This is a genomic window from Paenibacillus piri, from assembly GCF_004354045.1.
GTDB lineage: Bacteria > Bacillota > Bacilli > Paenibacillales > NBRC-103111 > Paenibacillus_S > Paenibacillus_S piri.
Genome location: NZ_SMRT01000008.1, coordinates 81454 through 101342 on the forward strand (window position 1 = coordinate 81454; position 19889 = coordinate 101342).

At 53.1% G+C, this 19889-nt stretch carries 17 protein-coding genes and 1 pseudogene; 15 read left to right on the forward strand and 3 right to left on the reverse strand.

From position 1 onward, the window contains the following. Positions 1-293: 293 nt before the first annotated feature. Entirely contained in the window at positions 294-2873 is a 2580-nt protein-coding gene (locus E1757_RS17445) for a hypothetical protein (RefSeq protein WP_133230370.1), read from the forward strand. Between the two features lie 728 nt (positions 2874-3601). On the opposite strand, the gene E1757_RS17450 is transcribed toward E1757_RS17445, so the two are convergent. Continuing rightward, complete coding sequence (locus E1757_RS17450) at positions 3602-5590, reverse strand: ABC-F family ATP-binding cassette domain-containing protein (protein WP_133230372.1); 1989 nt, start codon at positions 5588-5590, stop codon at positions 3602-3604. A 302-nt stretch (positions 5591-5892) separates the two neighbouring features. On the opposite strand from E1757_RS17450, the gene E1757_RS17455 reads away from it, so the two are divergent. The 12 genes and pseudogenes from E1757_RS17455 to groL all read left to right on the forward strand — a co-directional run bounded on the left by E1757_RS17455 (position 5893) and on the right by groL (position 16141). Next, positions 5893-6771, forward strand: coding sequence for an endonuclease/exonuclease/phosphatase family protein (locus E1757_RS17455; protein WP_133230374.1), 879 nt, complete (start codon positions 5893-5895; stop codon positions 6769-6771). Between the two features lie 309 nt (positions 6772-7080). Then, on the forward strand, positions 7081-8094 hold the full coding sequence (locus E1757_RS17460) for an HD-GYP domain-containing protein (RefSeq protein ID WP_133230376.1): 1014 nt from the start codon (positions 7081-7083) through the stop codon (positions 8092-8094). 30 nt (positions 8095-8124) lie between these two features. Next, positions 8125-9057: a sensor domain-containing diguanylate cyclase gene (locus E1757_RS17465; protein ID WP_133230378.1), complete on the forward strand. Its 933-nt coding sequence runs from the start codon at positions 8125-8127 to the stop codon at positions 9055-9057. Between the two features lie 34 nt (positions 9058-9091). Continuing rightward, positions 9092-9451, forward strand: coding sequence for a response regulator (locus E1757_RS17470; RefSeq protein ID WP_133230380.1), 360 nt, complete (start codon positions 9092-9094; stop codon positions 9449-9451). A 344-nt stretch (positions 9452-9795) separates the two neighbouring features. Continuing rightward, a complete protein-coding gene (locus E1757_RS17475) occupies positions 9796-10422 on the forward strand; it encodes a 5-formyltetrahydrofolate cyclo-ligase (protein WP_133230382.1) in 627 nt (208 codons plus the stop codon). Positions 10423-10461: 39 nt separating this feature from the next. Further along, on the forward strand, positions 10462-10965 hold the full coding sequence (gene moaC / locus E1757_RS17480) for a cyclic pyranopterin monophosphate synthase MoaC (RefSeq protein WP_133230384.1): 504 nt from the start codon (positions 10462-10464) through the stop codon (positions 10963-10965). Between the two features lie 49 nt (positions 10966-11014). Next, entirely contained in the window at positions 11015-11515 is a 501-nt protein-coding gene (gene mog / locus E1757_RS17485) for a molybdopterin adenylyltransferase (RefSeq protein WP_133230386.1), read from the forward strand. Beyond that, positions 11505-12506 carry a molybdopterin-binding protein gene (locus E1757_RS17490; protein WP_133230388.1) on the forward strand — a complete coding sequence of 334 codons (1002 nt, stop codon included), beginning with the start codon at positions 11505-11507 and terminating at the stop codon, positions 12504-12506. Before mog ends, E1757_RS17490 begins: the two co-directional genes overlap by 11 nt. A gap of 72 nt (positions 12507-12578) precedes the next feature. Then, a pseudogene (gene tatA / locus E1757_RS37210) lies at positions 12579-12699 on the forward strand (twin-arginine translocase TatA/TatE family subunit); the annotation flags it as partial. 297 nt (positions 12700-12996) lie between these two features. Next, positions 12997-13755 carry a twin-arginine translocase subunit TatC gene (gene tatC, locus E1757_RS17500; RefSeq protein ID WP_133230392.1) on the forward strand — a complete coding sequence of 253 codons (759 nt, stop codon included), beginning with the start codon at positions 12997-12999 and terminating at the stop codon, positions 13753-13755. A gap of 367 nt (positions 13756-14122) precedes the next feature. After that, a complete protein-coding gene (gene groES, locus E1757_RS17505) occupies positions 14123-14404 on the forward strand; it encodes a co-chaperone GroES (protein ID WP_133230394.1) in 282 nt (93 codons plus the stop codon). Positions 14405-14512: 108 nt separating this feature from the next. Next, the gene (gene groL / locus E1757_RS17510) at positions 14513-16141 is read left to right on the forward strand and encodes a chaperonin GroEL (RefSeq protein ID WP_133230396.1); all 1629 of its coding nucleotides are present in this window, start codon (positions 14513-14515) and stop codon (positions 16139-16141) included. 117 nt (positions 16142-16258) lie between these two features. Here groL and E1757_RS17515 read toward each other — a convergent pair whose 3' ends face one another. Together E1757_RS17515 and E1757_RS17520 are read right to left on the reverse strand one after the other, a co-directional pair. After that, positions 16259-16639, reverse strand: a complete 381-nt coding sequence (locus E1757_RS17515; protein WP_133230398.1) for a type II toxin-antitoxin system VapC family toxin — start codon at positions 16637-16639, stop codon at positions 16259-16261. Next, positions 16626-16874 (reverse strand): hypothetical protein, encoded by a 249-nt coding sequence (locus E1757_RS17520; protein ID WP_133230400.1) that lies wholly within the window; start codon positions 16872-16874, stop codon positions 16626-16628. The genes E1757_RS17515 and E1757_RS17520 overlap by 14 nt, the downstream gene beginning before the upstream one ends. A 784-nt stretch (positions 16875-17658) precedes the next feature. On the opposite strand from E1757_RS17520, the gene E1757_RS17525 reads away from it, so the two are divergent. Further along, the gene (locus tag E1757_RS17525) at positions 17659-19671 is read left to right on the forward strand and encodes a glycosyltransferase family 39 protein (RefSeq protein WP_342774575.1); all 2013 of its coding nucleotides are present in this window, start codon (positions 17659-17661) and stop codon (positions 19669-19671) included. Next, positions 19665-19877: a mannosyltransferase YkcB-related protein gene (locus tag E1757_RS37085; protein WP_342774576.1), complete on the forward strand. Its 213-nt coding sequence runs from the start codon at positions 19665-19667 to the stop codon at positions 19875-19877. The genes E1757_RS17525 and E1757_RS37085 overlap by 7 nt, the downstream gene beginning before the upstream one ends. The last annotated feature ends 12 nt before the right edge of the window (positions 19878-19889 follow it).

Sequence of the window (19889 nt, forward strand, 5' to 3'; positions counted from 1 at the left end):
GCTATGGATCAACCTGCATAATATTCAACGTAAAGCAGCGGAAGTGGATAAACATTTTACGAAAAATCTGTGGATAAAGTGGATAACTCTGTGGATTAACCAAAATCCGGCGGTTTTTCTCATGATTTGCTGCCCCGGCTATGGGGATAACGTTGTGGATAGAAAGAAGTTCCGGGCATAATGATTCACAAGCTGGATAACTTGATTCGTGTTGTGGGACAGTAATGCCATATGGGTTGAATTGGCAACGTTAAATGCTTTGTGCAAAGCAAATAAGGAAGGAGGGGCCAATCGTGGATAAACGGCGGACGACGGCATTATTTATCACATTGTGGGTAGGCGCGATGTTGTGTTCGAACACGGCTGTTTGTTCACAGGCAGCGCAGTCCGGACAGCTTTCTTTATCGATTGAAGATAAAAAAATAACGCTTGTGTCTGTCCCGGGGCTGTCCTTTATAGAGCTTGATCCGGATTCCGCAAAGCTGTCGGGCATTCAGGGCGATGCTTTGCCTCATATCAAGGAGCTGCAGCGAACCGCCGCCTGGGGAGCGCTCAACGTACGGACGCCGGGTAAAGGCTTGGAGGACGTGTATATGTCGCTGGGGGCAGGGCAGTATGCCGATGCCCCTCCGGGTGTTTCCGGGATGCAGAGGGCGGAACGGCTCGGACAAGCATATGCGGCCGAACACATTCTTCGTTATACGGGAACGGCGGCAGAGATGGAGTCGATCGTTATTCCCCAGATTGAAGCGATCAAAAGGATGAACGCCTCGAATGATTATCGGGCCCGGCCGGGTCGCTTGGGGGAGCTACTGGCTGCGGCGGGCGTTCACAGCGGCGTGTGGGGCAATCTGGATCTTATGAAAGCCGGAGGGCGTTTGAAGGAGCGGGAGATCGGCAGTCTGTACCGCAGATATGCGCCATTGATGCTGATGAATGAGGCGGGATTCGTCCAGCGGGGGGATGTCGGCGGCGGCGATGTTATCGTCGATCATACGAGGCCTTTCGGGCTGCGTACGAATTATGGCTGGCTGCTGGAGCAAAGAAGCAAGCTTCCGGGTCCGGCAGCGGCGCTGCTGGAAATTGGCGATCTGCAAAGACTGTACGACGAGCGCAGCTCTTATTCGGCGGAAGCCTTCACTGTAATGAAGAAGCAGGTTTTGACCGAGCTGGACGCTTTTCTCGGTGAGTTGACCCGGCAGCTGCAAGCGGAATCGGCGGCAGGGCAAACGGTCGAGCTGTGGCTTTTCAGTCCGCAGGTCAATGCCGAGGCGGCTAAAGCGAAAGCTATGCTGGCGCCTGTGATGATATATGCGCCTTCGGGCCGCGAAAGTATACTGACCTCGGCCACGACCCGACGTCCCGGGCTCGTCTCCGCAGTTGATATCGCGCCGGCGCTGCTGACAGCCTTCGGAATTCAGCCTCCGGCGGACATGATCGGGCTGCCGGTCGTCCGCGAAGCGGCGGCTGACGCTTTTCCCAAGCTATTGGCGGATTTGCGGCAGTTCCGGCTCCTGTATGCGCAGCGGCCGCCGCTCCTGTATGCGCTTGCCGTATATGAAATAGTCGTGATGCTGGCCTCGCTCATGGCAGCATGGTATTTCTCCGGCGGCCGGAAAATCGGAGCGAAGGCATTGCTGCTGTGGCGGACGCTGCTGTACTCGCTGCTGCTGGCGCCTGCCGGCTTGCTGGCGATGGGGTGGTTTACGTTCGAACGGTTAAGCGCGGCCGCTTTGTTTGTCGTCGGCTGCGTGCTAACGGGAGGTTTGCTGTTCGCCGTGGCCGCCGGCCGCCGGCGCAAAGGATTTGTATTCAGTCTGGCGGGGATTGGCCTGTTGGTGACGGCGTTGATTCTGTATGACGGGCTGCACGGAGCCCAGGCAATGCAGCGGTCGGTACTTGGCTACGACCCGATGATCGGCGCGCGATACTATGGGATCGGCAATGAATTTATGGGCGTGCTGCTCGGTGCCGCGCTGCTCGGGCTGAGCGCGGCCCAGCAGGCGCTGCGCGGCTTGCGCTGGCCGCGCCGCCCCGCGGCAGGCGAGCCGCCTGGCACGCTGGCCGCCTCCGGTGCGCCTGTACCCGCGCACACAGACGCGCTGCCGCCCGAGACAGCCGCAGCCGCCGCGCTGGCGGCTCCCGCGGGCATCGCGGCGTGGCGCCTGCCGCCGCTGGGCGCGCTCGCGCCATGGCGGCGCGCCGCGGAAGCCGGCGCCGCTTCGGCCGCCGGCGCATGGCCGCGCCGCGCCGCAGCCGGCCATGCGGCTGCGCGGGTCGGAGCCGCGCTGCCTGCGGCCGCGGCCGGTGCGCTCATCGCCGGCTATTTGGCCGCGCCGGCGCTCGGCACGAACGCCGGCGGGGCGCTGGCCGCCGCGGCGGGCTTCGGCGCGCTGGCTGCGCGCCTCGCCGGCGGGCGCCGCTGGCTGCGCCTGGCGCCCGTCCTCACGCTGACGATGGCGGCAGCGCTTGCGGGCCTGTGGCTGCTCAACGGCGGAGCAGCCGGTGCGGTTGCGGCCGATAAGCAGAGCCATATCGGCCGGGCATTCGAGGCGCTGCTCCAGGGGCGCCTTGATGCCATCGGCGCCATCGTCAGGCGCAAGCTGGAGATGAATGCGCATTTGATCCGCGTATCCGTCTGGAGCAAGGTGCTGCTCACCGGCCTAGCCGTCATGGCCGCTCTTGTGCTGCGGCCCCGCGGGCCGTTCCGCCGTTGGCAGCGCCGCTACCCGTATTTGATGTACGGCTGCGCGGCCAACGTCATCGGCACCATCTTCGCTCTGGCGCTCAACGATTCCGGCATCGTCGCGGCGGCGACGATGATTATATACGGTAGCGTGCCGCTGCTGCTGCTTAAACTCGAAAGCGCCTGATCGTCTCAGGCGCTTTACTTTTCCATTTTCGATATGCTTTTTCCGCTGCTCATCGCATCAGCCCCGCTTTGCACATAACTGCTTCGGGACCGAACACAAAACAAAATTGCGGCAGCCATACTATTCCGGTCGTTCCCGCTTTTGCAGTCTGATTTCGTATTCACGGCTTTCAAACGTCCATGAAGACCGGTCCCAAGAGAAAGGCAGGCTCGGCTTCGGGACATACGATACTTCTGACCGGCAGTTGGCACCGGGCTTAATGATGATCGGTCAGCTTTTTTTCGTATGTTTCGAATTAGCGCGGTTCTTTTAACAGCTTTCGCAATATTTCGATCTCAAGGGATCGCCAACTGTATGTTTCCGCGCGGGGTTCAACTGACCGCCGTTCAGCATCCTAAGCGCCTTCTTGGAAATTTTATGTGTTGGAAACTGCAAAAGCACATCTTTTTATCCGTTATTTTCCCTCACAGAAGTATTCCTGCAAAAATACATTTTTTCGTCCGTTCAATACTCAAGATCAGGAGATATCTCTTTGCATAACTGTATTTTTACAGGATTTCCCTTCCAAATAAGTAAATTTGATTGAAAAAACGGTATATTCGCAGGTTTTTAGACAGAGATTTCAAAAATCACGGCCTTTAAATGCTCCGATGAAATAAATATCCGCTGCGCTGGCGGAACATTCAGCCGAGTCGCTGTTGTCTTCTAATTTCTTGAATTGCACCGCGCTACTCCGCCAGCTGCTCCCACTGCTCGTAGCAGTGCTCCAGCTCGAGTTTTTTCCGTTCGATCTGTTCATTCCGCTGCTGCACTTGCATGTAATCGTTGTAGACCTCGGGCGCGGCCAGCTCTTCCTCAAGTTGGGCCAGCTCCGTTTCCAGCCGGGCGATGTCCTGCTCCAACTGCTCCAGCTTGCGCTGACGGGACCGTTCCTCGCGTTTCGCCTGCTTGCTCGCCTCAAAGTTGTTATCCGTTGGCTGCGAGGTTTGAGCCGCTGTGCCGCTCGATCCGCCGTTTGCCTGCTTTCCCGGGGCTGCGGCATCGGCAGCCATCTTTCCTTTAACGGCGGCGGCCGCCAGCCGCTGCTGCTCCATCTCGGCCAATTCCTGCTTCTTTTCCACGTAATCGTCATAGTTGCCCAAATAACGGGTTACTCCGGTACGCGCCAGCTCCAGCATCGATTCCGCCATTTTATTTAAAAAATATCGGTCATGGGAAATAAACAGCAGCGTGCCTTCGTAATCCATCAGCGCAGATTCCAGAACTTCCTTGCTATACAGGTCCAGATGGTTGGTCGGCTCGTCGAGAATCAGCACGTTCGCTTTCTCCAGCATCAGCTTGGCCAAGGAAACGCGGGCTCTTTCCCCGCCGCTTAGCGCCGCGATTTTTTTAAACACATCCTCGCCGCTGAATAAAAAGCTGCCCAGCACAGTCCGAATCCGCGCTTCCTCGATATGAGGGAACGCGTTCCATACCTCCTCAAGCACCGTATTCCTTTCGCCTAGGCCTGTCTGCTCCTGATCGTAATAGCCGATCCGGACATTGGCTCCCCACTGAATGCTGCCGCGGTCCGGCTGCTGCTGTCCGACCAGCGCCTTCAACAGCGTGGACTTGCCTATTCCGTTGGGCCCGATGAGGGCGGCCGTATCGCCGCGCTGCAGCTGGAACGTGACGTTCCGGATTAACGGATCGCGTCCTTCATACGACATCGCCACATTGTCAATCTGCAGCACCTCTTTACCGGTCATCTGCTCCACTTCAAACGTAAAATGGGCGCGCTTCAAATCGCCGAGCGGCTTGTCGAGCCGGTCTATTTTGTCCAGTGCTTTACGGCGGCTTTGGGCTCTCTTGGTCGTGGAAGCCCGGGCGATATTGCGCTGGACAAAATCTTCCATTTTCGCAATTTCTCCCTGCTGCTTTTCAAAAGCCTTCAGCTGAATTTCGTATTCCGCCTGCTTCGTTTCGACGAATTTCGTGTAATTGCCGGTGTAGCGCTTGGAAGTATGACGTTCAATTTCGTAAATGCCGTCAACGAGCGCATCCAAAAAATACCGGTCATGCGAAACGACCAGAATTGCTCCGGAATAGGAGCGGAGATAGCCTTCCAGCCATGTCAGAGTGGGGATGTCCAAATGGTTCGTAGGCTCGTCCAGCAGCAGCAGATCGGGCGCCTGCAGCAGCATCTTGGCCATCGCCAGACGCGTCTTCTGACCGCCGCTCAATGTGTTTACCAGCGTCTCCGGGGCGAAGTCGCCAAACCCCATCCCATGCAAAATGCCGCGGATCCGGGCTTCGGCCTCATAGCCGCCCTGATCCTTAAACCATTCCTGGAGGCTGGCGTATTTTTTCATCGTATCTTCCGTCAGCTTCTCGTCAGCCATTATGGTCGTGTCGGCCATCATCGACTCTAGCTTGCGCAGCTCCCGTTCCGCCTCGTCTAAATGGGCGAAAACGCTTCGCATTTCCTCCCACATCGAACGGTCGGAAATCAGACCGCTGTTTTGCTTTAAGTAGCCGATCTTCGTTTCCTTCGCTTTAAAAATATCGCCGGAATCATACGACATTTCCCCTGCGATGATTTGCAGCAGCGTCGATTTGCCTGCTCCGTTCACGCCAACGAGGCCGATCCGCTCGCGCGGTTCGATCTGCAGCGTTATATTAGAAAGCACGGTGTTGATCCCGTAGCTTTTCGAAATTCCCGATACTTGCAGCAGCATGGTAATCCTCCTGAATAATAGCTTGCTTCGGCCGCGTTTCTTTCCTGTCTCCCTACGATGCCTCGTTGTCCGCATCCAAACGGGCTTAATGCAAGTGTACCATGTTATTCGTAATTTTTCAGCTTTTACCGGCGCTTTCCAACGGTTAGGCGACCGCCTCCAAGGCGAAGCGCTTATTTCCATCGATTCCCTTGTATACAAATGAAAACGGCCCGTCGTATGCTGGCTGTAACCGATATCAAGCGGATGGAGGCCGACGGCTTCCTTCAAATAAAACCGACATGAAATGAGGTGCTTCTTCGATGCAGCCGGTCATTGCCGATCGTTCCACCAATCGTTCCATGGAGTCGTTGAAAAAGATACATCCGCATACCGTGCCCGTTGTACTGCTGCTCGCATGCTCCGGGCTGCTGCTTTGTATGGCCGCCGCCGCAGCTTTCGGCTGGAACCGGCCGCTGCGCGCTTCCGGATCGCCGGCCGCGGCTGCGGATCGGCCGCTCCGCTTCATGACCTACAATATTCGCCATGCGGAAGGCTTGGACGGACATGTCCGCTTATCCGAGATCCGCAGGCAGCTCGAGCGGGGCGGCGCCGATGTTATCGCCCTGCAGGAGGTTGACCGTTACCGGTGGCGCAGCGGACTGCAGGATCAAGTCTCGGCTTTGGCGAAGTCGCTGCGGATGTATTACGCCTACAGTCCGGCCGTCCGGCATGGCTTGTCCCAATACGGAATTGCGCTGCTGAGCCGCTATCCGCTGGACCGTGTACGCACTTATCTGCTGCCCGGCGGTAACGGCACCGAACCCCGGACCGTGCTGACCGCTCAGTTGAAGCTGGGGCCGGAGCGCCCGATGACGCTGCTCACGACCCATCTGGGCGTAACGCGCCGCGAGCGGGAGCTGCAAATGCCCGCTTTGCTCGCGATTTTACATGCTGTTGAGACGCCGCTTGTCGTGCTGGGCGATTTCAATATGCCGGATTCCGACCCGTTGGTGAACGGCCTGCACCTAATGCTGGTTCCCGTTCCATTGGAAAGCTCCCAGGCTACTTTGGCGTACGGCGGACAGGCCGATCATATTTACACGAGCATGGACTCGGGCTCGATGGCATGGGTACAGGCGTCCCCGGCTTCGGACCATCTTCCGGTATTTTGTCAGCTCGACCTTTCCGCCATTCGATAAAACAATGCCGGACGATAGTAAAAAAGACTTATTTTTCGCTGATTGCGAGCTATGGAAATGGAGACCGACGAATAATTCGGCAGAGCCGCTCGCAACGGGCGGAAAATTTGTTAGTTTTAATACATTCTTAAATAAAGAAAAACTTAGAAATACTTAGTCATTTTTTGACCAAGTGGATTGAAGTTGTATAGTACAATAGACTCATTCCATGTCGAACAGTGTTAGCACTGCCTTTAACCTTAATTCCAACTGGGTTTCCGGTACTTACCAGGATGCTTATTTCGCGCAAGGGGGTCGGGCAGATTTACGATGAATGAACGGCAGTTATTGAACAAGGTAGGCTACAAAGTCAATAAGGATCTTCTAAACAGCCGGGGAGTGGTCGTGATCCCTGAACAAACCATCCTGCAGGAGCAGCACGTCGAATGGATATTGAATCACGGCATTTCTCCGGAAGAGCAAGATTTCGAGAACCCTCAAACGATCACGAGCGACCCTTTGGTGACGCAAGCCAGCGAGATGGTCAAGGACATGTTTCATCTGATCAATGAAGAAAAAGAAATTCCTATCGAGGAATTGAACCGCTCCGTTATTCCGACGATTTACCGGGCGGCCGAATTTCCGAGCTTGTTCAGCGTATTATCGGGGCTTCAGGCGAAGGATGATTATACGTACCGGCATAACATCGGAGTCGGAGTCATCTCGACGCTGATCGGGAAATGGCTGCATCTGTCGAAGGACGAGCTATCCTTGCTAAGTACGGCAGCGACCCTTCACGATGTCGGAAAAATACGGATCGACGATGACATTTTGAATAAACCGGGCAAATATTCCAATAAAGAGTATGAAATGATGCAAAATCATACGCTCTACGGGTTTGAGATTATAAAGCGTACGCCCAATTTGCCGCCGCAGTTGGCTTTAGTCGCTCTGCAGCACCATGAACGGGAGGATGGAAACGGCTACCCGAACGGATTGAAGGGCGGACAGATCGAATATTTCAGCAAAATTGTCGCCGTCGCCGATATTTTCCACGCCATGACCTCGAAAAGGGTATACAAGGATGCCATGCCTTTCTATCGGGTCGTTCGTCAGATGCAGCAGGACAGCTTCGGACAGCTGGACCCTGTCATATGCGGAGTTTTTATTAGCCGGATGATGGAGCTGGCCGTTGGCGACGAGGTTATTCTCACCGATGGACGCCGGGGGCTGATCATGAACTGCAATCCTCTTGATCTGACGAATCCTTTGGTCAGGGTCGGTGACGAATATATCGATTTAAGCAGGAACGGGCAATTGTTTATCCAAACCTTGGTGGGTTGAGTGAAAATACGATCATAAGGATGAAAAACGATGGCGAGCCATGACCCCAATAACTTCAATCCTGTCGAAAACCTGATGAGGCGGCCAGAAACGCTCGGCCATCTTGTCAGCCAATTGTCGGATGGAATGCATATAGTTGAACGCGACGGCAACCTTGCTTATCAGGTACTTTCCCACTACCCGACTCTGCAGCTTGCGAAAAATCCGGAGCCTCTTAATCTGTTTTCCTGTGTGCATCCGGCCCAGAAGCTCATGGCGAAGCAATGTCTGGATCGGCTCGTCAACACCGGCTCCAAGGTCATATTCGAATGCCAATGGGCCGCACCGGGGGGAGAATGGTCATGGATGGAGGTGGTCGGGATACCTGTGCATAGCGAAGAGATGCCCGGCGAACCGCTGTATATTATTGCGACTCGAAGCATTTCTCACGCCAAAGAGCGGGAAGCGGAGCTCATCCGTCTTGCCTATCTAGACCCTTTAACCGAGCTGCCGAACCGCAGGGCGTTCGAGCTGAATCTGCAGCAGGCGATCGCCAACGCGAGACGGTTCAATCATTTTATGGCGCTCTTTTACACGGATATCGACGACTTCAAACGGATTAACGACAAGTACGGCCACGAGGCGGGGGATATGCTGTTAAAAGCGTTCGCTGCCAGGGTCAAACGGTGCATCCGGGATATCGATTCGGTCTCGCGCTTGGGCGGCGACGAATTCGTTATTGTGCTGCCGTGGATCGATTCGATTACGAGCGTGCGCAGGGTTGCGGAACGGGTCATGGCTTGCGTCCGCCAAGGCTGGACGATCGGGGAGCATGTGCTGGATGCGACGATCAGCATGGGGGTTGCCGTATTTCCCGATGACGGAGCGGACAGCACCCGATTGCTTCAAAATGTGGATAAAGCGTTATACCGGGTTAAAAATAGCGGCCGCAACGATATATCGTATTACAGTCCTTTTCATTAAGCTAGCGACAAGAGGAAAACGAGGAGCGAACAGCATGGCGAAAATATTGGTGGTAGACGATGCCGCATTTATGCGGATGATGCTGAAGGATATTTTGGAAAAAAACGGGCATGAGGTCGTAGGAGAAGCCGAGAACGGGCTGATTGCCGTAGAAAAATATAACAAGCTGCATCCGGATTTGGTTACGATGGATATTACGATGCCGGAAATGGAAGGGATTGAAGCGCTCAAACAGATCAAGAGCCAGCATCCTGCGGCGAAGGTCATTATGTGCTCGGCCATGGGCCAGCAGCATATGGTCGTGCAAGCGATCCAGGCCGGAGCGAGAGACTTTATTGTCAAACCGTTTCAACCGGAACGTGTGATCGAATCGATCCAAAAGGCGCTGGGCTAATCTCGGCGGCCTGGAGCGGGAATGGTTCAAGCCACTGCAAATAGACGGTATGGAAGGAAGGTCCTGCTTATTCAGGTCCTTTTTTGTTGTGCCTTTTTTCTATTCGCGGATGAAACTCGTTATATTGGGTTTAATTATGGTATATTAAAGAATAAAGGTATTTTTGGAATGCGGTTTTTCTAGTTGAAAATATAAGTTTTTATACTTTGCCTCGCACAACCTTGGCAAACGGGCGCGTCCCCGTGGATAGCGCAGCCGTTTCCAGCAATATTTGCCATAACCATTGCTCGGCATTAGAATGATCTTAACCGCGTAACCGAACGAACTCAAGGAGAAGCCGTATCATGAATATCAAAGAATGGAAGATCGAGCTTCGGCGCAGGGCCGAGGCTGGGCGCAACGCGCTTACGCCATCGGAACGGAGCGCCAAATCGAAGCGCATCAACGAACTGCTGATCCGGAGAATTAGCGAGGTTCTCGATTCCCGCGGCAAAGCGGGCCGCAGGCCGACGCTCTTCACGTATATCCCCGTTAAATCCGAGGTGAACGTCATTCCGGTAATGGAAGCCTGCTGGTTAAGGCGATACCGGGTTGTCGTTCCCAAGGTGCAGCCGGAGCAGAAAATGAAGCTGTTTGAGATTCGTTCCCATTCCGATCTGGAGGAAGGAGCCTGGGGGATCCCGGAGCCTGCATCCGGCGCCGAACCGCTTGCCGATATACGACAGGTCGATGCGGCGCTTGTGCCGGGTCTTGCCTTTGATCTCGACCTTGGCCGGCTTGGCTACGGGGGCGGGTATTATGACCGGTTCATGCAGCAATACGTACGATCCGGGTATGCGAAGCCGTATTTGATCGCCGGCGCATACGATCTGCAAATTATTGAAGAAGTGCCGATGGGCTTGTTCGATTTTCGACTGGATGAACTGATTACAGAAGCAAGAACCGTCCGGGCGTCCAAGTCGGCGAAGTAAGCTGTCCGTGCGGTTCTATTTGGAGAGGAGTGCAGTACATTGGCTGATATCGATGCCGGCCCGTTAACCCATTTTAATGAACAAGGCAGAGCACGCATGGTGGATATTTCCGGGAAGCAGGAGACGAGCCGCAGCGCAACCGCCCGTACGACCATTACGATGCTGCCGTCGACGCTGCAGCTGATCAAGCAGGGCAAGATCGGCAAGGGCGACGTGCTGGCCGTCTCGCAGGTCGCCGCCATTATGGCTGCGAAAAAAACGTCCGACTGGATTCCGATGTGCCACCCGCTTTCGTTGACCGGGGTAGACGTCCGCTTCTCCGATAACGGACATAATGAACTATACATAGAAGCTGCGGTTAAGACCAAAGGTCAAACCGGTGTCGAAATGGAGGCGTTAACAGCCGTATCGGCCGCGGCGCTCACCGTTTATGACATGTGCAAAGCGGCTGAGAAAACGATGCAAATCGGGCCGACGCTGCTTGTCAGCAAATCCGGCGGCAAAAGCGGCGACTTTCACAGAAACGACACCGAATCAAATTGATTAGGATAAGCTGCAAAGGTACAATGAACCCATGGAGAGGAGTAAGCTTATGCGTTGGAAAGTGGCGATTTTGACCGCAAGCGATCGAGGATCCCGGGGAGAGCGAGAAGATACGAGCGCCCAGGTGATTCGGGAGCTGATCGAAGAGGAAATCAACGGGGAAATTATCGAATACCGGGTCGTACCGGACGAAAAGGACGAAATTATGGCGGCTCTTATTGAGATGACCGATTATTTCAAGGTTGATTTGATTCTTACGACGGGCGGAACGGGACTCGCGCCGCGCGATGTTACTCCGGAAGCGACCTTGAGCGTGATCGACCGCCAGGCTCCGGGCTTTGCCGAGGCGATGCGGATGATTTCCATGCAGAAAACCCGCCGCGCCATGCTCTCCCGCGCCGTATCCGGCATCCGCGGCCGTACGTTAATCATTAATCTTCCCGGAAGCCCGAAAGGCGTTTCCGAAAATTTGGCCGCGATTATGGATCAGCTGCCGCATGCGTTGGGCATTCTGACCGATCGCGAAGGAGATCATGGCGATGAAGCCTAATGCGATGCTCCGCGAGGTAAAAGTTGAAGAAGCGATAGGCATGGTGCTGGCGCATGATTTGACGCAAATTATTCCGGGCTCCTTCAAGGGCCGGTTGTTTAAAAAAGGGCATGTCATCGCCGAGTCGGATATCCCGGCGCTGCTCAGCATCGGGAAAGAGCATATTTATGTTATCGCGATGAAGGCAGGCTGGCTTCACGAGGATGAAGCCGCGCTCCGGCTGGCCCGCGCCGCTGCCGGAGCGAACGTATCCTTGACGGAGCCGCATGAAGGCAAAGTTTCCTTGAAATCGACCATACACGGGCTGCTCAAAGTGGACAAAGCTTTGGTCGATGCAGCCAATGCGATAGATCAGGTCGTGATGTCCACTCTCAGAACGAATACGGTTGTGAAGCCGGGCCAGCAGCTGACGGGCACGCGGGTCATTCCGCTGCTGGTCGAGGAGGACAAGGTTCGGCAGGCGGAGCGGCTTGCGGCTGCGCCGTGGATTGAGGTCAAGCCGTTTCGCCGCTTGCGCGTAGGCTTGATTACGACCGGCAGCGAAGTTTTCAAAGGCCGCATCGAGGATAAATTCGGACCTGTCGTCCGCGATAAAGTAGCCGCGCTCGGCTCCGAGGTAATCGAGCAGCGGCTGGCGCCGGACGAGAGTGAAACGATCGTGCGCGAAATCCGTTACTTTTTGGACGAATGCAAGGCCGATCTGATTTTGGTCACCGGAGGCATGTCCGTCGATCCCGACGACCGAACGCCGGGAGCCATCAAGCAGGCCGGCGCGCGTATTGTCAGCTACGGCACTCCGATGCTGCCCGGCTCGATGCTGCTGATCGGCTACCTCGGGGAGGCCCAGGTGCCGGTAATGGGCTTGCCGGGCTGCGTGATGCACGATCCGTATACTTCCTTCGACGTGCTTCTGCCCCGCATTTGCGCAGGGGAGACGATAGTCCGCGAAGATATTACGGAGATGGGATACGGGGGCTTGTACAGCTGCTAGACTATGCGCTTTTTGTGTTTCAGCCGCACTCCGCTGCTTCCGATGCTTTAACGAAAGGAGTTGTACCTTTATATGAGCTTAAGTCATTTGCTATTGATCGCCATCGTTGCGCTCGTTTTGTTCGGTCCGAACAAGCTGCCGGAGCTGGGACGCGCTATCGGCCGGACGATGCGGGAATTCAAGAAGGGCGCCGAAGGGCTGCTCGACGACGTCCAGACCGCCGCCCCGCAGGAGGAGCGCAAGGACGTAACCCCGCGGCCGCAGCCCGATCCGGTATCCGCGATGGTACTGCCGCCTGTGCCGGCTTCGCCTTCGGATGAGCAGCGGCTGCAAGAGCCCCCTGCGGACGGTCAGCGCGTGACGGAGTCCCCTGCTGAAGCCGCGCAGGAAGCTGCGGCTCCGGTGCCGCCGCCAAAGCCCGCGGATACGAGAAGACTGCCTGATTGAACCAGATGCTTACCACTTTACAGCCAGGTTGGTGAAACACGTTATGGATAAAGATGAAACGATGTCGCTCGTGGAGCATTTGGGCGAGCTTCGCAAACGGCTTATTTGGATCATTATCGTTCTGATCGTCGGAATGGTCATCGGCTTAATATGTGCGCAGCCATTGATTACCTATTTAAAGGGAGTGCCTCCGGCGAACGGAATTAACTGGAACGCATTTTCTCCCTGGGACCCGATCAAGATGTACATGAATTTTGCGCTGGTTACCGGTCTGCTTGTAACGCTGCCGTTCGCTCTTTACCAGATCTGGTCGTTCTTAAAGCCGGGGCTGCGCGAGGAGGAGCAGAAAGCGTCCTTGGTCTTCGTCCCCTTCGCTTTTTTATTGTTTCTAGTCGGACTTGCCTTTGCTTATTTTATCGTATTCCGAATGGCCTTTTTGTTCGCCTCCGGCATTACGGCAAGGCTGGAGCTGCAGGAGACTTACGGAATCGCGCAATATTTTTCCTTCATGTTTAATATTTTAATTCCGATCTCGCTCTTGTTCGAGCTGCCCATTGTCATCATGTTTTTGACGAGACTGCGTATTTTGAACCCGAAACGGCTGAGCAAGCTGCGCCGCTATGCTTACTTGCTGCTGGTCATTGCCGCTTGTGTGATCACTCCGCCTGATATGGTTTCGGCGGTCATCGTATCGGTGCCGATGATTTTGCTCTACGAGTTCAGCGTGCTGCTGTCCGGCATTGTTTACCGTAAGCAATTGGTCCAGGATAAGGCTTGGGAAGAGGAATTCGGTGCGAAATGACCCGGTTTTGCAGTGCTGGACGGACTGTGAAGCCGGTTTTTTTCCGTTGCAGAGAAAGTAAAAGTTCTACACTTTGCTGTGCCAACCTTGACAAACGTGCGCGTCCTTTAAGGACCGCGAAGCCGTTTGCTTCGCACAACCTTGATAAACGCGCTTGTCTCGAAGGATGCGAGGCCGTTTATCCCGGGTTAAGGGGAGCCGTATATTTTACCAAACGTTGGAGACAATGATGGAGGTGTGAAAATTCGGTAAAACTACTTGCAAAATTCCGGCAAACTGAGTATCATAATAAGTGTTGTTAGCACTTAAGTGATTTGAGTGCTAACGAAAGTTTGCAGAACCCTATTTCAAAGGAGGCTATTTTCTCATGATCAAACCGTTAGGTGATCGCGTAGTTATTGAAGCCATTGCTAAGGAGGAAACTACAGCAAGCGGTATCGTTTTGCCTGACACAGCCAAAGAAAAGCCGCAGGAAGGTAAAGTGATCGCGGTAGGCAGCGGCGTGTTGAAGGACGGAGAGCGCATTCCTCTCGAAGTAAAAGAAGGCGACCGTATCATTTTCTCCAAATATGCCGGTACTGAAGTGAAATATGATGGCCGCGAACTTCTGATCTTGCGGGAAAACGACATTCTTGCCGTTTTAGCCTAATTAAGAGAGACCTATACCTAAGCTTGTACCAGAGCTGCTGAACGAAAGTTAGCCGGCTTCTACTTAGTTGATAATAAATACACTTAATTTATCGGGAGGGTATCACTCATGGCAAAAGATATTAAATTCAGTGAAGACGCTCGCCGCGCAATGCTTCGTGGTGTTGACGCGCTTGCTAATGCCGTTAAAGTAACATTGGGTCCAAAAGGCCGTAACGTTGTGCTTGAGAAAAAATTCGGCAGCCCGTTGATCACCAACGACGGCGTAACGATCGCAAAAGAAATCGAACTGGAAGACGCATTCGAGAATATGGGCGCTCAGCTGGTTAAAGAAGTAGCGACCAAAACGAACGATGTGGCCGGCGACGGTACGACTACCGCGACTGTACTGGCTCAAGCGATGATTCGCGAAGGCTTGAAAAACGTAACTGCAGGCGCTAATCCTATGGTTATCCGCAAAGGTATCGACAAAGCGGTTAGAGCGGCTGTAGAAGAGCTGAAAAACATCTCCAAAACAATCGAAGGCAAGCAATCGATCGCTCAAGTAGCGGCTATTTCCGCAGCTGATGAAGAAGTCGGCGAATTGATCGCAGAAGCTATGGAAAAAGTGGGCAAAGACGGCGTTATTACCGTTGAAGAGTCCAAAGGTTTCGCAACCGAGCTTGAAGTGGTTGAAGGTATGCAATTCGACCGCGGTTATACATCTCCTTACATGATCACCGATACGGACAAAATGGAAGCTATTTTGGACAATCCGTACATCTTGATCACGGACAAAAAAATCTCCAACATCCAAGAGATTTTGCCTATTCTTGAAAAAGTCGTTCAACAAAGCAAGCCATTGCTGATCATCGCCGAGGACGTAGAAGGCGAAGCTCAAGCTACTTTGATCGTGAACCGTCTGCGCGGCACATTCACTTGCGTAGCCGTTAAAGCTCCTGGCTTCGGCGACCGCCGCAAAGCGATGCTGCAAGATATCGCCGCTCTGACCGGCGGACAAGTCATTACGGAAGAGCTTGGTCTTGACCTGAAATCGACAACTCCGGATCAATTGGGTTCCGCTCGTCAAATTCGTGTAACGAAAGAAAACACGATCATCGTTGACGGTTCCGGCGACAAAAAAGATATCGGCGCGCGCATTTCGCAAATCCGCGCTCAATTGGAAGAAACGACTTCCGATTTCGACAAAGAAAAGCTGCAAGAGCGTCTGGCTAAATTGGCCGGCGGCGTAGCGGTTATCAAAGTCGGCGCAGCAACGGAAACCGAATTGAAAGAGCGTAAGCTTCGCATCGAGGATGCTTTGAATGCAACTCGCGCAGCTGTTGAAGAAGGTATCGTATCCGGCGGCGGTACAGCCCTCGTTAACGTATTCAGCGCAGTAGCAGCAGTAAACGGTGCCGGAGACGAGCAAACTGGCGTAAACATCGTTTTGCGCGCTCTGGAAGAGCCTGTGCGCACTATTGCGGCTAACGCTGGCCAAGAAGGCTCCGTTATCGTTGAGCGCTTGAAAAAAGAAGCGATCGGCATCGGCTACAACGCTGCAAGCGGCGAATGGGTTAACATGTTCGACGCAGGTATCGTAGACCCTGCGAAAGTAACGCGCTCCGCGCTGCAAAACGCAGCATCCGTAGCGGCTATGTTCTTGACAACCGAAGCGGTTATCGCAGACAAACCGGAAAAAGATAAGCCAGCTATGCCTGACATGGGCGGCATGGGTGGTATGGGCGGCATGATGTAAAAAAGGCTGAGAGGCCTTGCGCAGCAAGGAATCTCAAGTTAGAAAACGTCATTTGACCACATTGAATAAAAAAAGACTTCTCACGAGTTCTAATGAACTTTGTGAGAAGTCTTTTTATTATGCATTGCTTAGGTCGTCAAGCATTTGGTTAAGCTTCTTATCAAAAGTGAAAACAGTATGTCCTCCGATCTTCGAATAAGCGAAGAGCAGGGAGTCAACAAAATCGATTTTGATTTCACTGTAGACCTTTAGAGCTTCAACTAGGATTCTTCTGTCATGCGTGGCGATGTTGCTGTAGGAGAGTAGGTTCCGAAGTGAATCATAGATAAGTGGTCGATCCACCTTGTATACCTTTTCCAGTACATAAACGACCTCGGCGATAACTTCGTTAGGGATAAAGATGTGGTGGTTTTCAATCGTGTCCATGGCTTGATCAATGAACTGAACCGCATCATGAAGCAAATACCTCAGGATTAAATTTGCATCAACGATGTTCATGCTTATCTTGGACACCCTTTTCCCAAGCGTCTTTTTCATATTGGATAAGGTCCGGGTTGGCAAATTGTTTTAATGCGCCTCTCGCTGTAGGAGTACTCGGGGTTTGGGTTTTATGTGTAGTTGAGTCTCCAATGGGTAATATGATCAATTCAACGTCTTGGTTGCGCAGGTTCTCTGGGAGATCAACGATATGCTTGAGAGCATCGCTGTGGGTTACTTTTCTGACGAAGTTCATGTTAATCACCTTCCTTAGATTAAGTATAGCTGATTCAGCATTGACTCACAATTATCAATCTTACAGTCGTATTCAGATACACTATAGGCTTCCCATGAGTTCACTGAACTTTTGGGAAGCTTGCTCTCGGAAATTTTTTTTGCGATTCATTTGGCGCAGAAATCACTTCTCGAATGACCTTTTCTTGCAGTGGATCGTAGGCACCAATTGTCAGGTATGCCTGGGTTTCGTCTTCATAATAGATGATAGCTGAATCATTTTCAGTCATAACTGTATGCGAATTAAATACACCCAGAGCTCTTTCAGCTTGGTATTATATTTTGGTGTTATTTGGTTTTCTACAATCGATGCCAAATGTGATGGATTAAAGGCATCTAAACCGTCGATGGTTGAAGATTCGCAGTAACTCCCATACATCCAACCCATAACATATAACTGGTTATTAATTTTTAGGAAGCGCGATAAGTATTTTCTTCAGCTTAGTTAATCAAAGCGGCCGCTTTGATTAACTAAGCTTGTTTGTTTTGCAGCAAGTTTCAACTATCGCCAAGCCGCTCTTCTATGTACGTCGGGTGGACGTTGAAGTTCACGTTACTTTACCGCTAGCCTAAATATAATCCTCCACAATAATCCCTTTTTATCGTTCAGTAACTATTCAGCGGTCGCTCATGGGCAGTTAAGTCGTGTGATGCATAATGGTTTCAGATCAAACGAGTTGAATTTTTGAAAAATCGAGAGTAAATCCAGGCTCGACTGAGACTAAGGTGGAGGAGAGGTTGGCAACATGAATTTGGCACCTAAGCTGAAGGAACGTATTCCATTATTTTTAATTTTGCTGCTTTCGGCGTTTTTAAACATGTACAACATTTGGACAGATGAGTATGCCAACACATACTACACAACTGCTGTTGCAAGCATGCTGCACAACTTTCATAATTTTTTCTTCGCGTCGCTTGATCCGGCAGGCTCTGTTACGGTCGATAAACCGCCGGTCGTTTTCTGGATTCAAACCGCCAGTGCCTATTTGTTTGGCCTACACGGCTGGAGCGTGATATTGCCTCAGGCCTTGGCGGGGGTTGGTTCGGTTCTATTATTATACCGTCTTGTGAAGCCGACATTCGGCTTGGCAGCCGTACGGATCAGCGCACTGGCGATGGCCTGCACCCCGATTGCGGCAGCTGTCAGCCGGACGAACAATATCGATAGCATGCTCGTATTCACGCTGCTGTTAAGCACATGGCTGTTGTTCCGGGGTATTCAGCGAAACAGCATTTGGAGCCTGTTGGGCGCTTTTTCCATGATAGGTGTGGCGTTCAATATGAAGATGCTGCAGGCATATATGGTTTTACCGGCTTTTTATTTGTTCTATCTCGTAGCGGCTAAAGCCAGCTGGAAAAAGAAAATCGCTCTCCTTTCAAGCGCAACGGCGGTTATGCTGGCCATTTCCGTGTCATGGGCTGTTGTAGTCGATTCCATACCGAAAGACCAGCGGCCGTATATCAGCAGCAGCCAAACAAACTCCGTTCTGGAGCTTGCGTTCGGGTATAACGGGGTTTCACGGTTAACGGGAAATCAAGGACCGGGTGGTGGAGGCGGCATGCCAGGCAGAAACGGAGGGGGATCTGTCGCTGCTTCACGGAATAGCGCGATAAATGAAGATGGCGGGGGCACGATGTTTGACAGAAACGATGGCGGTGGAACTGCCTCAAAGCAAGCGAACGATGCTGCTGCGGTTGATGGCGGAAACAGGCTTGATACAACGGCCACTCCGAATGGCAACGGCAATTCGGGACAGTATAACAGTACCATTCCCGGAGGCGATCAAGGACAGCCGCCAACCATGAATGGTAACGGTGGTCCGGGAGCTCCAGGCGGCTTTGGCGGTGGTGGAGGAGCTTTCGGAACGGGACAAAAGGGACCTTTGCGGCTGTTCCAATCGGAATTGTCGGGGCAGGCCAGCTGGCTCATTCCATTCGCAGGAATATCGATTATCGCGATTTTCGCCGGATGGCGAAGACGAAACTTCACGCCAAAGCATAAAGAAACGTTGTTCTGGCTCGCATGGCTGCTGCCTGCGATGGTTTTCTTTAGTATCGCCGGATTTTTCCATCATTATTATTTGATTATGCTGGCACCTCCAATCGCGGCTTTGGTCGGAGCCGGCTGGAAGCAGCTGTGGGATGCGTACCGACTTCGGCAGGGCTGGAAAACTTGGCTGCTGCCTGCAGCGATTTTTGCGACAAGCATATTCGAATGGTACATTATGCATCCGTATGATGACGTGATCGGCAGTGTTTGGTCTGCGGGAATCGCCGCGGGAGGCATTATTATTTCGCTGCTGCTTCTGCTCTGGAAACGAAAACATAACAAGCTAGCTCGCACGTTGGCGCTTGCCGGAATGTTGGTATTGTTTGTCGGCCCATTATATTGGGCGGCGACACCGATCACTTACGGCTTGAACAGCATGCTGCCGCAAGCAGGACCCGGTATCGCCAACGGTAGAGGCGGTGTTGCAACCGAAATGGGCCCGGGCAGGACCGCTGCAATGGGGGAAGCTTCGGATACCAAGCGAACGCCAACCATGGGGACCGGTGGGCCGGGAATGGAAAGCCAGCAAATCGATGAAACGACGTTGAAATTTTTAAGATCACATAATACGGGAACTTATTTGTTCGCAACTTCCGATTACAGCACCGCGGCCCCTTACATTATCAAATCCGGAGAATCGGTATCACCATGGGCGGTTTTTCAGGCTCAGATCCGGTCTATACGGTCGAGAAGCTGGAAGCTATGGTGAAAAATGGGGAGCTTAAATATTTCATGATCTCCGATGGAGGCATGGGCGGACGAGGCGGCAGCGCAGAGCTGACCCAATGGATCAAAGAGCACGGGACAGCTGTCCCGACCGAGGAATGGAAATCAACCGGAAATAACAACGGAGAATCCCGCTCCATGCAGGACAGACGAGGCCAAAATATGACCCTTTACGAAGTGAAACTATAAAAGGAGAGGTGG

Bases quoted from the DNA above. Each gene is read 5' to 3' on its own strand.
- E1757_RS17450 (WP_133230372.1), bottom strand. From the start codon at position 5,590: ATGCTGCTGCAAGTATCGGGAATTTCGAAAAGCTACGGGATCAACACC.
- E1757_RS17455 (WP_133230374.1), top strand. From the start codon at position 5,893: ATGCAGCCGGTCATTGCCGATCGTTCCACCAATCGTTCCATGGAGTCG.
- E1757_RS17460 (WP_133230376.1), top strand. From the start codon at position 7,081: ATGAATGAACGGCAGTTATTGAACAAGGTAGGCTACAAAGTCAATAAG.
- E1757_RS17465 (WP_133230378.1), top strand. From the start codon at position 8,125: ATGGCGAGCCATGACCCCAATAACTTCAATCCTGTCGAAAACCTGATG.
- E1757_RS17470 (WP_133230380.1), top strand. From the start codon at position 9,092: ATGGCGAAAATATTGGTGGTAGACGATGCCGCATTTATGCGGATGATG.
- E1757_RS17475 (WP_133230382.1), top strand. From the start codon at position 9,796: ATGAATATCAAAGAATGGAAGATCGAGCTTCGGCGCAGGGCCGAGGCT.
- mog (WP_133230386.1), top strand. From the start codon at position 11,015: ATGCGTTGGAAAGTGGCGATTTTGACCGCAAGCGATCGAGGATCCCGG.
- E1757_RS17490 (WP_133230388.1), top strand. From the start codon at position 11,505: ATGAAGCCTAATGCGATGCTCCGCGAGGTAAAAGTTGAAGAAGCGATA.
- tatC (WP_133230392.1), top strand. From the start codon at position 12,997: ATGGATAAAGATGAAACGATGTCGCTCGTGGAGCATTTGGGCGAGCTT.
- groES (WP_133230394.1), top strand. From the start codon at position 14,123: ATGATCAAACCGTTAGGTGATCGCGTAGTTATTGAAGCCATTGCTAAG.
- groL (WP_133230396.1), top strand. From the start codon at position 14,513: ATGGCAAAAGATATTAAATTCAGTGAAGACGCTCGCCGCGCAATGCTT.
- E1757_RS17515 (WP_133230398.1), bottom strand. From the start codon at position 16,639: ATGAACATCGTTGATGCAAATTTAATCCTGAGGTATTTGCTTCATGAT.
- E1757_RS17520 (WP_133230400.1), bottom strand. From the start codon at position 16,874: ATGAACTTCGTCAGAAAAGTAACCCACAGCGATGCTCTCAAGCATATC.
- E1757_RS17525 (WP_342774575.1), top strand. From the start codon at position 17,659: ATGAATTTGGCACCTAAGCTGAAGGAACGTATTCCATTATTTTTAATT.
- E1757_RS37085 (WP_342774576.1), top strand. From the start codon at position 19,665: ATGGTGAAAAATGGGGAGCTTAAATATTTCATGATCTCCGATGGAGGC.